This window comes from Paraburkholderia sp. NPDC080076 (assembly GCF_050281145.1).
Lineage (GTDB): Bacteria > Pseudomonadota > Gammaproteobacteria > Burkholderiales > Burkholderiaceae > Paraburkholderia.
Map to the genome: position 1 here is coordinate 396977 of NZ_JBNNWQ010000004.1, position 13636 is coordinate 410612.

12 protein-coding genes and 1 pseudogene are annotated in these 13636 nt (G+C 65.3%); 3 read left to right on the plus strand and 10 right to left on the minus strand.

The genetic code is table 11. The annotated features are described in order from the left end of the window. Positions 1-9: 9 nt before the first annotated feature. Both iolE and iolB read left to right on the plus strand, forming a co-directional pair. A complete protein-coding gene (gene iolE / locus ACQKRQ_RS18780) occupies positions 10-936 on the plus strand; it encodes a myo-inosose-2 dehydratase (protein WP_427478705.1) in 927 nt (308 codons plus the stop codon). Beyond that, positions 933-1733: a 5-deoxy-glucuronate isomerase gene (gene iolB, locus ACQKRQ_RS18785; RefSeq protein WP_427478707.1), complete on the plus strand. Its 801-nt coding sequence runs from the start codon at positions 933-935 to the stop codon at positions 1731-1733. The genes iolE and iolB overlap by 4 nt, the downstream gene beginning before the upstream one ends. A 41-nt stretch (positions 1734-1774) precedes the next feature. Here the strand turns inward: iolB and ACQKRQ_RS18790 are convergent. The 9 genes and pseudogenes from ACQKRQ_RS18790 to ACQKRQ_RS18830 form a co-directional block, all read right to left on the minus strand. Beyond that, a pseudogene (locus ACQKRQ_RS18790) lies at positions 1775-1978 on the minus strand (hypothetical protein); the annotation flags it as partial. Positions 1979-2169: 191 nt separating this feature from the next. After that, the gene (locus ACQKRQ_RS18795) at positions 2170-2883 is read right to left on the minus strand and encodes an ABC transporter ATP-binding protein (protein ID WP_427478708.1); all 714 of its coding nucleotides are present in this window, start codon (positions 2881-2883) and stop codon (positions 2170-2172) included. After that, the gene (locus ACQKRQ_RS18800; protein WP_427478710.1) at positions 2880-3632 is read right to left on the minus strand and encodes an ABC transporter ATP-binding protein; all 753 of its coding nucleotides are present in this window, start codon (positions 3630-3632) and stop codon (positions 2880-2882) included. Before ACQKRQ_RS18800 ends, ACQKRQ_RS18795 begins: the two co-directional genes overlap by 4 nt. Then, positions 3629-4921, minus strand: a complete 1293-nt coding sequence (locus ACQKRQ_RS18805) for a branched-chain amino acid ABC transporter permease (RefSeq protein WP_427478712.1) — start codon at positions 4919-4921, stop codon at positions 3629-3631. The genes ACQKRQ_RS18800 and ACQKRQ_RS18805 overlap by 4 nt, the downstream gene beginning before the upstream one ends. Beyond that, positions 4914-5852: a branched-chain amino acid ABC transporter permease gene (locus ACQKRQ_RS18810; protein ID WP_427478714.1), complete on the minus strand. Its 939-nt coding sequence runs from the start codon at positions 5850-5852 to the stop codon at positions 4914-4916. The genes ACQKRQ_RS18805 and ACQKRQ_RS18810 overlap by 8 nt, the downstream gene beginning before the upstream one ends. A gap of 4 nt (positions 5853-5856) precedes the next feature. After that, entirely contained in the window at positions 5857-6306 is a 450-nt protein-coding gene (locus ACQKRQ_RS18815; RefSeq protein WP_427478716.1) for an acyl-CoA thioesterase, read from the minus strand. 236 nt (positions 6307-6542) lie between these two features. Then, positions 6543-7073 carry an NUDIX domain-containing protein gene (locus ACQKRQ_RS18820; RefSeq protein WP_132373657.1) on the minus strand — a complete coding sequence of 177 codons (531 nt, stop codon included), beginning with the start codon at positions 7071-7073 and terminating at the stop codon, positions 6543-6545. Positions 7074-7275: 202 nt separating this feature from the next. Further along, a complete protein-coding gene (locus ACQKRQ_RS18825) occupies positions 7276-8307 on the minus strand; it encodes a threonine aldolase family protein (protein ID WP_012433803.1) in 1032 nt (343 codons plus the stop codon). A 122-nt stretch (positions 8308-8429) separates the two neighbouring features. Then, a complete protein-coding gene (locus ACQKRQ_RS18830; protein ID WP_427478718.1) occupies positions 8430-9824 on the minus strand; it encodes a YbfB/YjiJ family MFS transporter in 1395 nt (464 codons plus the stop codon). Between the two features lie 115 nt (positions 9825-9939). Between ACQKRQ_RS18830 and ACQKRQ_RS18835 the strand changes: the two genes are divergently transcribed. Continuing rightward, positions 9940-10857 (plus strand): LysR family transcriptional regulator, encoded by a 918-nt coding sequence (locus ACQKRQ_RS18835; RefSeq protein WP_132373654.1) that lies wholly within the window; start codon positions 9940-9942, stop codon positions 10855-10857. Between the two features lie 120 nt (positions 10858-10977). Here the strand turns inward: ACQKRQ_RS18835 and alaS are convergent, their stop codons facing one another. Beyond that, positions 10978-13602 (minus strand): alanine--tRNA ligase, encoded by a 2625-nt coding sequence (alaS, locus tag ACQKRQ_RS18840; RefSeq protein WP_408291122.1) that lies wholly within the window; start codon positions 13600-13602, stop codon positions 10978-10980. Positions 13603-13636 lie beyond the last annotated feature (34 nt).

A 13636-nucleotide genomic window follows, 5' to 3' on the forward strand; every position in this document is an offset into this window, starting at 1 on the left:
GACGCCCGCATGACTGCTTTCGACGTACGTATCGGCATCAATCCGCTCTCGTGGATGAACGACGATCTGCCTTCGCTCGGCGGCGAGACGCCACTCGAGGTGGCGCTGACGGAAGGCCGCGCGATCGGCTATCAAGGCTTCGAACTCGGCAACAAGTTTCCGCGCGAACCCCAGGCATTGAAGACGCTGCTCGCGCAATACGATCTCGCGCTGGTCTCCGGCTGGTATTCCGGACGCCTCGCGCGACGCAGCGTGGAAGAGGAAATCGCCTCCGTCGGTCCGCATCTCGAGCTGCTCGCGCAAAACGGCGCGACGGCGATGGTGTATGGCGAGGTCGCCGATTCGATTCAGGGCGCGTCGCAACCGCTTTACCAACGTCCACGTTTTTTCAGCGATGCACAATGGGCCGAGTACGCGGCGCGCGTCGACGAATTCGCGCGTTATACGTTAAGCCGTGGCGTGCGGCTCGCCTATCATCATCACATGGGCGCTTATGTCGAGACGCCAGCCGATGTCGATCAACTGATGGCACGCACCAGCGACGCCGTCGGCCTGCTGTTCGACGCGGGACATATCACGTTTGCCGGCGGCGATCCATTGGCCGTGCTCGACAAACATATCGGGCGCGTTTGCCACGTGCATTGCAAGGACGTGCGCCCCGCCGTGATGAGGCTCGCGCGCAACCGAAACTGGAGTTTTCTCGACGCGGTCATCGCCGGCGCCTTCACGGTGCCGGGCGACGGCGCGGTGAATTTCCCCGCGATCATCGAGCGCTTGAAGCGGCACGGTTATTGCGGCTGGCTGGTGGTGGAAGCGGAACAGGATCCGGTCGTGGCGCCGTCGTTCGAATATGCGCAGAAAGGCTTCAGGACATTACGCACGCTGGTCGATGCGCCGCTGGGCGCCGCCGGCGGCTCTGAGCAGGAGGCAGCATGAGTTTATTGGTAAAGGCGCAGCGCGAAGGCCAGACGATCGCGCGAGTGACACCCGCGTCGGCGTGCTGGCGGTACGTCGGTTTTGCCGCTTACCGGCTGGGTGAGAACGAGGTCGTGCACGTGTTCGAACCGTCGCGTGAAGTGTGCATCGTCGTGCTCACGGGTACGGTGGATATCGAAACCGCGGACACTAAATGGAGTTCGCTGGGTTCGCGCGACAGCGTGTTCGAGGACGCCGCACCGTACGCGGTGTATTTGCCGCCGAACGTGCGGGTGACGGTTCGCGCTTGCCGCGACGCCGAAATCGGCGTGGCGAGTGCACCGGCCAAAGGCGAATTCCCGGCGAGGTTGATCGAGCCTGGTTCAATGAAGCGCTCGACCCGCGGCAAAGGACTGAATACGCGGTACGTCTGCGATATTCTTCCTCAGACCGAGCCTGCGGAGTCACTGTTGGTGGTGGAAGTCAGGACGCCTGGTGGACACGCTTCGAGCTACCCGCCGCACAAGCACGACACCGACAATGTCCCGCACGAGAGTTCGCTTGAAGAGACTTACTATCACCGGCTCGATCCGCCGCAAGGGTTTGCGTTTCAGCGCGTGTACACCGATATGCGCGACATCGACGAATCGATGGCCGTCGAGAATCACGACGTGGTCATGGTGCCGCGCGGCTATCATCCCGTGATCGTGCCGTACGGGTATGACTCGTATTATCTGAACGTGATGGCGGGTGGGCAACGAGTCTGGCATTTCCGCAATGATCCGGCGCACGAGTGGATCATCAATAAGGACGCTTGATCTTGCAGCCTGCGCGGCGCTTTCCAAATGCACCGCGCAGGCTACTGTCTAACGGCCAGATCGAGGCCGCCGTCCTCGCCCATCTTCACCGTTCCCTTCGCCACGTCCTTGCGATAGCCGTACAGATCGAACTTCATCACGCCGGGGTTCGAACTGTCCCTGATGAACGTGCGCGTATTCGTCGCCAGCGAGTTGAACATCTTCACGTCGCCGGGCTCGATCCAGACGAAGCTCTTCGCTGCGGCAAGTGAGTGGAAAGCCGCGTGCGCGGGGCGTGAGCGGCGTGTCGACAAATGAGATTCAAACGCCATGATTGGCGCGATCTGGGCACAGAGCGCGGGGCACGCGACTCTGCCGACGCGTGAGGGATTTACCTCGACAGCAAATCGATCACCAGGCCGCCACGTCGCACCTCAATAGAGCACCGCGCGTAGGCTCAACCGACGCCGAGCCATTCACACATCACGTCGGTCCGCTGCAAGAACGACGCGAGCGCACCGTCGAACACGATTTCGCCGTGCCCCATCACCGCGACGCGGCTGGCGATGTCCTGCGCGATCACCAGACGCTGCTCGATCAGCAGCATCGCCACGCCGCGATCGCGCAGCGTCCGCAAGCATCGGGCGACCTGCTCCATCACCAGACTCGCGAGACCCTCGCCGGGTTCGTCGATGACGAGCAGATCGGGGTCGCCGAGCAGCGCGCGGGCAAGCGTCAACATCTGCTGCTCGCCGCCCGACAGCGCACCCGCGCGCGTGGGCTTCCGTTCGCTCAGCACGGGGAAAAGCGCGTACGCATCGTCGATGGTGAAGCGCGGCGCGCGGCCGCGATCCTGTGGCGCGACACCGAGTTGCAGATTCTCGTGCACGCTCAGCGTCGGAAAAACGTCGCGATGCTCGGGCACATAGCCGAGGCCGAGGCGCGCGATCTCGAAGGTGCGCAGGCCACCGAGCGCGCGGCCCGCGAAACGCAACTCGCCTTCGCTCCGTACGAGACCCATGATCGCGCGCGCGAGCGTGGAGCGGCCCGAACCGTTACGGCCGACCAGTGCCAGCACTTCGCCCGCGTGGATGCTCAGCGTGACGCCGTGCAGCGCCTGGCTCGCGCCGTACCACGCGTTCAGCGCGCGAATCTCGAGCAAGGCGCTCATGAGCCGAACCCCTCGCCGAGATACGCGGCGCGCACCGCCGCGTCCGCACGAATCGCCGCCGGCGTGCCGCTCGCGATGATGCGTCCTTGCACGAGCACTGAAATGCGATCGGCGATCGCGAAGACCGCGTCCATGTCGTGCTCGACCATTAGCAGCGTGCGGCCCGCCGTGGTCTCGCGAATCAGTTCGATGGCGCGCGCCGCTTCCGCGCGATTCATGCCGGCCGTCGGCTCGTCGAGCAGCAAGGTATGCGCGCCGCCCGCGAGCGCGATGCCGAGGTCGAGCGCGCGCTGCTCGGTATAGCTGAGCGTGCCGGCCTGAACGTGGCGACGCGCGCTCAAGCCCACCGCGTCGAGCACTTGTGAGGCGCGCGCGTCGACCGTACGCGAGCCGCTGAAACGCTGCCACCAGCGCGTGCGGTCACGCTCGGCCAGCATCGCCGCACAGCGGAGGTTGTCGAACACGGAGAGCCGCGTGAACACGCTGGTGCTCTGGAAGCTGCGCGCGAGGCCGCGACGCGTGATCGCGGCCGGCGCGAGGCGCGTGATCTCCGCGCCGAACAGATCGATGCGCCCCGCGTTCGGCCGCGCGCCGCCAGCGATCAGATTGAAGAGCGTCGATTTGCCCGCGCCGTTCGGACCGATCAGTGCGTGACGCTCGCCGGGTTGAATCGCAAGATCGACGCCGCGCAGAATCTGCGTGGCGCCGAAGCGTTTTTCGATGCCGTAGAGCGCGAGCGCGGGGATCATCGCGAGGCTCCGGTGGCATGCGTGGCGTTCGAGCGCATGGCTGCAAGAAGCGTTTGCGCGCGAATCGCGTAATGCGCGGAGAGTCCTCCCAACGCGGCCAACACAAAGATTGTGGAGCCGAAGTAAAGCGGAGACGCGTTGATCCATAAGGGCACGCCGGGCACGTTGAAGACCGCGCCGTCGTCCGCACCGAATTGCGCCGCGTAGGCCCATTGCACGGCGAGCACAGCGGCCACAGTCCACAACAATGCGGCAGCCATGCCCCACACGTACGCCGCGCGGCACCGGCGCCAGCCGTGCGCGGCCACACGCGCCGTAAAACGCCCCATGAAGCCCGCCAATCCATCTGGCGAAATCACCACGACCACGATGAAGAACAGCCCCAGATAGAACAGCCAGGCCCGCGTCGCGCTCGCCACCGCGACGCTGAAAAACGTCAGAACGACCGCGCCCGCGACCGGCCCGAAGAACGCCGCCGTCCCGCCAATCACCGTGGCGATCAACACCGCACCCGAGCGCATCATGCCAACGCTCTCCGTCGACACCAGTTCCACATTGATCAGCGCCAACGTCCCCGCGATACCCGCGAAAAACGCCGACATCACCACTACGCCATAGCGAATGCGACGCGGATAGCAGCCGATCGCCGCAGCCCGCACCGGGTTGTCGCGTACGGCGTTGGCAAGGCGCATGAATGGCGTACGCGAAAGCGCGAACATCGCCGCGCACGCGAGCAGGCACCACACGGCGATCAGCGCATAAGCCTCGCGCGCCGGGCCGAAGTTCCAGCTTCCCAGCAACGGTCCGCTCGCGCGATCGATCGCCACGCCTGCCTCGCCGCCGAACCAGTCCGGCAGCGTCCACGCGGCGGCCGCCACGAGTTCGCCGAGACCGAGCGTAATCATCGCGAAGGCCGTGCCGGCGCGCCGCGTCGAGATGAAACCGAACAGCACGCCGCACAGCGCGCCGCCGATCCCGCCGACCAGCGGCAGCGGCACGAGCGGTACGCCGATCCGGTTGAACACCTGCGCGGCCAGCAGCGCGCCGAGGCCGGAGTAAGCGGCATGGCCGAACGACAGCAGTCCCGTCTCGCCGAGCAGCAGGTTGTATGAAAGGGCGAACACGATCATCGTCGCGGTCTGCGCGAGGTAGGCGAGCAACCAGCTTTGCGGCCAGATGAAAGGCGGCACCGCGAGCAACAGAATGAGCGCAAGCCACGGCGCAAGCATGCGCCACAGCGCGCGCGGCGCGGTCACGGACGGCGCTGGCGATTCGTCGGCCTCACGCATGGTCGTCGCGCCGCCCGAAAAGCCCGCGCGGGCGCAGCGCCAGCATCGCCACCAGCAGCAGATACGGAATCAGCGGCGCGAGTTGCGCGAGCGTCAACGCGTCCCATTCGACGGGGAGCGTGGCGTCGAATATCGACAGCACGTCGCCCAACGACACGCTGCTCGCCACGGCCAGCGTCTGCACGCAACCGACCAGCAACGACGCCACCAGCGCTCCGCTCAGCGAACCCAGTCCGCCGATCACGACCACCACGAACACGATCGAGCCGAGCGACTCCGCCATCCCCGGTTCGATCACGAAGAGCGGCGCGCCGATCACGCCGGCCAGCGCGGCGAGCGCCGTGCCCGCCGCGAATACGCCGGTGAACACGCGCGGCACGTTGTGGCCGAGCGCTTCGACGGCGCTCGCGTGCGTCAGCGCGGCGCGCACGATCAGGCCCGCCTTCGACACGCGCAACACCGCGAACAGCACGCCCAGCATGGCGAGCGACACCGCCATCATGAACGCGCGGTAGCGTGCGAACGCCGCGCCGTAGACGGTGAAGAGCGGCGCGTCGAGCACGGCGGGCACGGTCGCGGACAGCGGGTTCAAGCCCCACCCGAGCTTGACCAGTTCGCCGAGCAGATACGCGGCGCCGAACGTCAGCAGCAACTCGGCAAGATGGCCGTGCCCACGCACGCGCCGCAACAGCCACCGTTCCAGGGCCGCACCGATCAGTCCGACGACAAGCGGCGCCACGACCAGCGCGCTCCAGAACCCCGCGCGCGCCGCCACCGAAAACCCGACGTAAGCGCCGAGCATGTAGAAGCTCGCGTGCGCGAAATTCAGCACCCCGAGCATGCTGAAAATCAGCGTCAAGCCCGCCGACAGCATGAACAGCAGCAGGCCGTAGCTGATGCCGTTCAGCAGGTTGATGACGAACGACTGCACGCGCCTAGTCCGGCTGTTCTGCGACGCTCAACGGTTCGAGCGCCGCGCGCAATGCGGCGGGCAGATTCACCGGGCGCCTTGTGACACGATTCACATACACATGCACGAAGTGCCCTTGCGCGGCGGGTTGATCCTCGCCTTCCTTGAAGAGACCGACCTGATAGCGCACGCTCGACGTTCCGAGCCGTATGACGCGCAGACCCGCGTCGATCCGGTCGGGAAACACCAGCGGCGCGAAGTAGTTGCATTGCGTCTCGACCACGAGACCGATCGTCTCGCCCTGCTCGAAATCGAGCACGCCGGCGCGGATCAGATACTCGTTCACCACGGTGTCGAAGTAGCTGTAGTAGACGACGTTGTTCACGTGACCGTAGACGTCGTTGTCCATCCAGCGGGTGGGGATCGTCAGGAAATGCGGGTACGCGCTGCGCAAGGCGGATGCGGGTTTGTTCATGCTGGTGTGGTTGTCTCGGGTGTGGTTGTCTCGGGTGTGGTTGTCTCGGGCGTGGTTGTCTCGGGCGTTATCGTGAACGTTGTGTGGCCGGTTGTTTTGGTCAATGCCACTTGGTCAGCATGCGGCACGAGCGCCTTTGCTACCGGCGCACGGTCGGACAGGAAATATAAGCCATGCCGCGCTCCTCGCTGAGCGTGGGTTCATCGCACCGCTCATCGACGTGTTTGTCGGCTGGCTCACTGCCCCGGTCTTTCGACGAACTCGAACGGCAGGCCGCGCCGCCGCATCCATTCGCCGAGCGCCTGGCCGGTGCCCGCGCGCCATGGGCGCAACCTGGCCGGCTCGACCAGCCGGTACTCCAGCAATTCCGGCGACAACGCAATCGTTCCGTAAGCCTTCACGTGATACGCAATGATCAGTTCGTTCTTGCGAATGAATTCGTACACGCCGATCAACTCGACCGTCTCCGCGTGCAACGAGGTTTCCTCGAGCACCTCGCGGGCAATGCCCTCTTCCGGCGTCTCGCCGTTTTCGAGGAAGCCCGTGATCAGCGCGAACATGCCCTCGGCCCAGGCGGCATTGCGCGCCAGCAGAATCTTGCCTTCGTACTCGACGATCGCCGCCACCACCGGCAGCGGGTTGTTCCAGTGGACGTAGCCGCACGCCGGATCGGGACAGGTCTGGCGGATGCGGCCGCCTTCGTGTTCGGCGTCGGCGCGCTGGGTCAAAGGCGTGGCGCAACGTGGGCAAAATCGGTATTCGGTCATGGCGAAGGTGACGTTCCGTTTGTCTTGTGTGATGGCTTGCAGCTTATGGGTGTGACGCTTGGTTTGCGGTGCCGTTTTAGTCGGCGCGCCCAATGGTGCGCAGGGTCGCGTTCAGGCCGGTGCTCGGGTTGGCGCTCAGGTTAGCGCGCGATCTCGACGCGCTCATGGCCCGGCACTTCAGCGCCTCCGGTCCAACACGGCCTCACGCCGCGCACAACTCGCGCACCTCGGCGGCGAACCGCTCGACCGTTTCCGGTTGCGTATCCCACGCGCACATCAGCCGGCATCCGCCCGCGCCGATGAATTCGTAAAACTTCCAGCCGCGCGCGCGCATGGCCTTGGCGGCTTGCGCGGGCAATTGCGCGAAGACCGCGTTCGACTCTCCGGGAAACATGATGCTCACGCCCGGAATTTCCTGCAACCGCGTTTGCAACAGTTGCGCCATCGCGTTCGCGTGACGCGCGTTGCGCAACCACACGTCGTTATCGAGCAGGCCGAGCCACGGTGCTGAAATGAAGCGCATCTTCGAAGCCAGTTGGCCGGCCTGCTTCAGACGGTAGGCGAAATCGTCGGCGAGCGCGCGGTCGAAGAACACCACCGCTTCACCGACCGGCAAGCCGTTCTTGGTGCCTCCGAAGCACAGCACGTCGACGCCCGCGCGCCACGTGATCTCCGACGGATGCACGTCCAGCGCGGCGACCGCATTGGCGAAACGCGCGCCGTCCATATGCACTTTCAGATGACGCCGTTTGGCGATCGCCGCGATCGCCCGCACTTCCTCGACGCTGTAGACCGTGCCGACTTCCGTCGATTGGGTCAGCGTGACGACTTTCGGCTTCGGGTAATGGATGTCGGCGCGGCGCGTGACCACCGCTTCGATCGCGTCCGGCGTGAGCTTGCCGCCAATGCCCGGCGCCGTCAGCAGCTTCGAACCGTTCGAGAAGAACTCCGGGCCGCCGCATTCGTCGGTTTCGATGTGCGCGAGTTCGTGGCAAATCACCGAGTGATACGACTGGCACAGCGACGCGAGCGCCAGCGAATTGGCCGCCGTGCCGTTGAACACGAAGAACACTTCGCAGTCGGTCTGGAACAGTTCGCGCAGACGGTCGCACACCTGGTTGGTCCAGGAATCGTCGCCGTAGGCCGGCTCGTGGCCGCTGTTGTTGGCGGCGATCAGCGCGTCGAGCGCTTCGGGACAGATGCCGGCGTAGTTGTCGGACGCGAAATGTTGCATGGCTGGCGGCGCGTCCGGCGATGGGCGCGCTGGGATGACGGGAAAGCGGTCATTTTAGTGCGCCCTTCGGTTATTTGTTTTCCGGCTATGGGATTGACTGGGACGCCTGCATCCACGCGCTTTCAATGGCAGCCGCATTCGGGCATGCGGCCCCGGCCACGCGGCATGCGCGCGACGACGATCAGCCCGGCCGCGCCCAGCAGCAACGCGCCCGCGGCCAGCCACAAGGCCGGCGAAAACGATCCGGTCTGCTCGGCGATCGGCGCGGCGACGAGTGGGCCGATGATCTGACCGACGCCATAGGCCGCCGTCGCGTAGCCCATCAGACCGGCAGCGTCGTCGCCGCGCAGACGCCGCGCCTCGCGCATCGCGAACAGCGTGATCGCGGTGAACGGCAAGCCGATCAGGATGCTGCCGAATGAGAAGCCGCCCGCCGTCGGCCAGACGATACCGAGGGCGATGCCGCACGCCTGCAGCACATAGCAGCCGGCAAGCAGCGTGCGGTTGTCCCAATGCACCGGCAAACGCGCAGCCAGCAGTGCGCCGACGATCAGCGCCGCGCCGAACATCGGCCAGAACAGGTCGGGCCATGCAGAGCCAGGCAATGCGTGACGCGCGATGACGGGCAGGAAGGTCGCAGTGATGATGTAGCCAAAACCGGGGACGCCGTAGAGAAGGATGAGCCAGAGGGCGTCGGCGTGGTGGTGGGTGGCGTGGTGGGCGGTGCTGGTCGTGGTGGGTTGGGCGGCGGGGCCTTGGATTGGTGTGGCTTGGGTTGCTGCGCTTTGACCTGCGGCGCGTTCCGTCGCGCCGAATTCACCGGTGTCACGTTGGCTCATCGCGCCAACACTCGTCTGATCACCACGACCAGAACCAACCATGCGAGCGCGCAGATTTATTTCTCCACTGCCGGACGCCGCGCCAAACACCGGCCAAACCACAACCGACAGAGCCGCCGCAATCAACCCGAACCCGAGCCACCCCACCGTGGCCCCATACCCGCCCGCCACGCTGACCAGCAGGCCCGTACCGACGATGCCCATGCCCGGCCCCGTGTAGATCACCCCGCCCCATCCATGCGCACCGAGCTCGGCGAGCCGCCGCAAGCCCCACTGGGACGCGAATACGAACGTCCAGGCGCTGACCGCGCCCGCGATGAACCGCACCACCGCCCATATCCAGAACTGGCTCGCCACACCCATCGTCAGCGTCAGCAGCACCGTCGCGACGAGCCCCCAACGCACCATGCGCGCCGGCTCGATCCGCAGCGCCGCGCACGTGACCGCGCCGAGGAAATACCCCGCGTAATTGAACGACGCCAGCCAGCTGCCATGCTGAATATCGAGCTGCGGCTGACCGAACGCGTCGCCGTGAAGCATCAGCGGCAAGAGCGGCGTGAATGCAAATCGCCCGATACCGAGCGCGACGGCCAGCGTGACCATGCAGGCAAGCGCCGCGCGGCGGGCGGGGTGGCGTCCGGCGAAGCTGCCGTGCGTGGTGGAGGCGAGATTGTTCATGAGCAGGCGACGATACGTGCGGTCAATCGATCAGATGGCTTACGTCCATAGTAGCTTGACCTTTCAATCACGAAAAATGAATAATTCGGATACCACCCATCGCCTAGAGAGAATCATGGATCTGGCCGCTTTGACCATTTTTCGTGCCGTCGTGCGGGAAAACGGCGTGACGCGCGCCGCTGCCAAGCTCAATCGCGTGCAATCGAACGTCACCACGCGCATCAAGCAGCTCGAAGAGCAACTGGGCACCGACCTGTTCATCCGCGACGGCCGCCGCCTGGTGCTGACGCCCGCCGGCGAGACGCTGCTGCCCTACGCCGAACGCCTGCTCGCGCTCGCCGACGAGGCGCGTCATGCGGTGCGCGAGGACCGTCCGAGCGGGCGGCTGCGTTTGGGCACCATGGAAAGTGTCGCCGCGACGCGTCTACCCGCGCTGCTCGCGCGTTATCACCAGCAGTGGCCCGCCGTCGCGCTGGAACTCGAGATCGGCACGACCGGCAAGCTGATCGAGCGGGTGCGTGAATTCGAAGTGGATGCCGCGTTGGTGGCGACGCCGTTGGACCCGGCTGCGCTCGGCGAATTATTCGAGTCGGTGTCGGTGTTCAGGGAAGAACTGGTGATGCTGACGCCGCGCGGGCATCGGCCGATTCGCGACGTCCGGGACATCGCACTGTCGACGCTGATTGCGTTCGAGCGTGGCTGTGCTTACCGGTCCTATATCGAGAAGTGGTATCTGGAGCACGGCGTGAGGCCGGCGCGCGTGCTGGAGCTGGGCTCCTACCACGCGATCGTGGCATGCGTGGCCGCTGGCGCAGGGGTGGCGGTGGCCCCGCGGTCGGTGCTGAATTTGCAGACCGATGCCAGCAATATCGCGGTGCATGAGCTGCCCGACATCGGAGTGATCGAGACACTGCTGGTGTGGCGACGCGGGCACTTTTCGTCCGCACTGAATGCGTTGAAACAGGCGCTGGTGATGCGGCAGGATGCGGTGAGCTTGCCCGAGACTGTGACTGCTGCGGAAGGGGCGTCCTGATTTTTTGACTGCACGGTTGTTGACAGCACGGTTGCTGCGCTTCCGCCAGACGCTCAAAAAACTTAGGCCACGCGACACGCCCAACCTCCCGACGCTCCGCGTGGCCCAATCACATCAGAATCAAAGCTGGCCTTCGACCCAACCCTTCACGCCGGCCAGTGCCGCCGGCAGATTCGCCGGCTCGGTGCCGCCAGCCTGCGCCATATCCGGACGGCCGCCGCCCTTACCGCCGACTTGCTGCGCCACGAAGTTGACAAGCTCGCCCGCCTTGACTTTCTTGCTGGCGTCCGCCGTGACGCCGGCGATCAGGCTCACCTTGCCGCCTTCGACGGAGGCCAGCACGATCGCCGCGCTCTTCAGCTTGTCCTTCAGCTTGTCGACGGTTTCGCGCAGCGTCTTGACGTCCGCGCCTTCGAGCGTAGCGGCCAGCACATGCACGCCGCCGACTTCGATCGCCTGACCCGCCAGTTCGTCGCCCTGGCTCGACGCCATCTTCGACTTCAGCGCGCTCAGTTCCTTCTCCAGCGACTTCACCTGGTCCTGTACCTGCGTGATCCGCTGCGTCAGTTCCGACGGTTGCGCCTTCAACACAGCCGCGGCCGCGTTGATGCGCGCGTCGAGATCCTGCACGAAGCGCACGGCGTTGTCGCCCGTGATCGCTTCCACGCGACGGATGCCCGCCGCCACGCCGCCTTCCATGACGATCTTGAAGAAGCCGATGTCGCCGGTGCGATGCACGTGCGTGCCGCCGCACAATTCACGCGAGAAGCCCAGGTCGAGCACGCGCACTTCGTCGCCGTATTTTTCGCCGAACAGCGCCATCGCGCCGCCTTTCACCGCTTCGTCGAACGGCATGACGCGCACGATGCCCGGCGCGTTCGCCAGCACCTCGGCGTTGACGATTTCCTCGACACGGCGGATCTGCTCGTCCGTCATCGGCGCGTTGTGCGCGAAGTCGAAACGGGTCTTGTCGGCGTCGACGAGCGAGCCCTTCTGCTGCACGTGCGAACCGAGCACTTCACGCAGCGCCTTGTGCATCAGGTGCGTGGCCGAGTGGTTGCGTTGCGTGCGGGCGCGGCGCACCGCGTCGATTTCCGCCTTGACCACGTCGCCGACCTTCAGCGTGCCCTGCTCGAGCGTGCCGTGATGACCGACCACGTCGGCCTGCACCTTCAGCGTATCGCTCACCGCGAAGCGCACGCTCGCGTTGGCCAGCACGCCCTGGTCGCCGACCTGGCCGCCCGATTCCGCGTAGAACGGCGTGTGGTCCAGCACGACGACAGCCTGCTGGCCGTGGCTCACTTGCTGCACCGAGGCGCCGTCCACATACAACGCGACGACCTTCGCGTCGTCGAAGACGATTTCTTCGTAACCGTGGAACGTGGTTTTCGCGCCCGAGTATTCGAGGCCTTGCGCCATCTTGAACTTGCCCGCCGCGCGAGCCTGCTCGCGTTGACGCGCCATGGCTTCGTCGAAGGCGGCTTCGTCGACCGTCACTTCGCGCTCGCGGCACACGTCCGCCGTCAGATCGAGCGGGAAGCCGTACGTGTCGTGCAGCTTGAATGCGAGTTCGCCGTCGAGCGTCTTGCCGCCCTTGGCTTCGAGGTCGGCCAGCGCGCCCTCGAGAATCGACATGCCGTGCTCGATGGTCTCGAAGAAGCGCTCTTCTTCCTGACGCAGCACGTCGGTCACGCGCTGTTCGGCTTCCTTCAGTTCCGGGTACGCGCCGCCCATCTGCGCGACGAGGTCCGCCACCATGCGATGGAAGAACGAACCCTTCTTGCCCAGCTTGTAGCCGTGGCGGATCGCACGGCGCACGATCCGGCGCAGCACATAGCCGCGGCCCTCGTTGCCCGGAATCACGCCGTCGACGATCAGGAACGAGCACGCGCGGATGTGGTCGGCGATCACCTTCAGCGAATTATTGGTCAGATCGCTCACGCCGGTTTCGCGCGCGGCGGCCTGGATGAGCGCCTGGAACAGGTCGATCTCATAGTTGCTGTGCACGTGCTGCAGCACGGCGGCGATGCGCTCCAGACCCATGCCGGTGTCGACGCACTGCTTGGGCAGCGGCGTCATGTTGCCTTGCGCGTCGCGGCTGAATTGCATGAACACGAGATTCCAGATCTCGATGTAGCGGTCGCCGTCTTCCTCGGGCGATCCCGGCGGGCCACCCCACACGTCCGGGCCGTGGTCGTAGAAAATTTCCGAGCACGGGCCGCACGGACCGACGTCGGCCATTTGCCAGAAGTTGTCCGACGCGTAACGCGCGCCCTTGTTGTCGCCGATGCGGATGATGCGCTCGACCGGCACGCCCACTTCCTTCGCCCAGATGTCGTGCGCTTCGTCGTCTTCGTGATAGACGGTGACCCACAGCTTGTCTTTCGGCAACTGGTACACGCCCGTCAGCAGTTCCCACGCGTAGTGGATCGCGTCGCGCTTGAAGTAGTCGCCGAACGAGAAGTTGCCCAGCATTTCGAAGAACGTGTGGTGACGCGCGGTGTAGCCGACGTTTTCCAGGTCGTTGTGCTTGCCGCCGGCGCGCACGCTGCGCTGCGCGGTCGTGGCGCGCGAATACGGGCGCGATTCCGCGCCGAGGAACACATCTTTGAACTGCACCATTCCCGAATTGGTGAAGAGCAGTGTCGGGTCGTTGCCGGGCACAAGGCTCGACGAGCGAACGATCGTATGGCCCTTCGATTCGAAGAACTTGAGGAATTTCTCGCGGATTTCGGCGGCTTTCATAGCGGGCGGGGGACGGGTTTGCCAGTTCCCTGGC

Bases quoted from the DNA above. Each gene is read 5' to 3' on its own strand.
- ACQKRQ_RS18820 (WP_132373657.1), bottom strand. From the start codon at position 7,073: ATGACCGAATACCGATTTTGCCCACGTTGCGCCACGCCTTTGACCCAG.
- ACQKRQ_RS18830 (WP_427478718.1), bottom strand. From the start codon at position 9,824: ATGAACAATCTCGCCTCCACCACGCACGGCAGCTTCGCCGGACGCCAC.
- ACQKRQ_RS18835 (WP_132373654.1), top strand. From the start codon at position 9,940: ATGGATCTGGCCGCTTTGACCATTTTTCGTGCCGTCGTGCGGGAAAAC.
- iolB (WP_427478707.1), top strand. From the start codon at position 933: ATGAGTTTATTGGTAAAGGCGCAGCGCGAAGGCCAGACGATCGCGCGA.
- alaS (WP_408291122.1), bottom strand. From the start codon at position 13,602: ATGAAAGCCGCCGAAATCCGCGAGAAATTCCTCAAGTTCTTCGAATCG.
- ACQKRQ_RS18825 (WP_012433803.1), bottom strand. From the start codon at position 8,307: ATGCAACATTTCGCGTCCGACAACTACGCCGGCATCTGTCCCGAAGCG.
- ACQKRQ_RS18815 (WP_427478716.1), bottom strand. From the start codon at position 6,306: ATGAACAAACCCGCATCCGCCTTGCGCAGCGCGTACCCGCATTTCCTG.
- ACQKRQ_RS18795 (WP_427478708.1), bottom strand. From the start codon at position 2,883: ATGAGCGCCTTGCTCGAGATTCGCGCGCTGAACGCGTGGTACGGCGCG.
- ACQKRQ_RS18800 (WP_427478710.1), bottom strand. From the start codon at position 3,632: ATGATCCCCGCGCTCGCGCTCTACGGCATCGAAAAACGCTTCGGCGCC.
- iolE (WP_427478705.1), top strand. From the start codon at position 10: ATGACTGCTTTCGACGTACGTATCGGCATCAATCCGCTCTCGTGGATG.
- ACQKRQ_RS18805 (WP_427478712.1), bottom strand. From the start codon at position 4,921: ATGCGTGAGGCCGACGAATCGCCAGCGCCGTCCGTGACCGCGCCGCGC.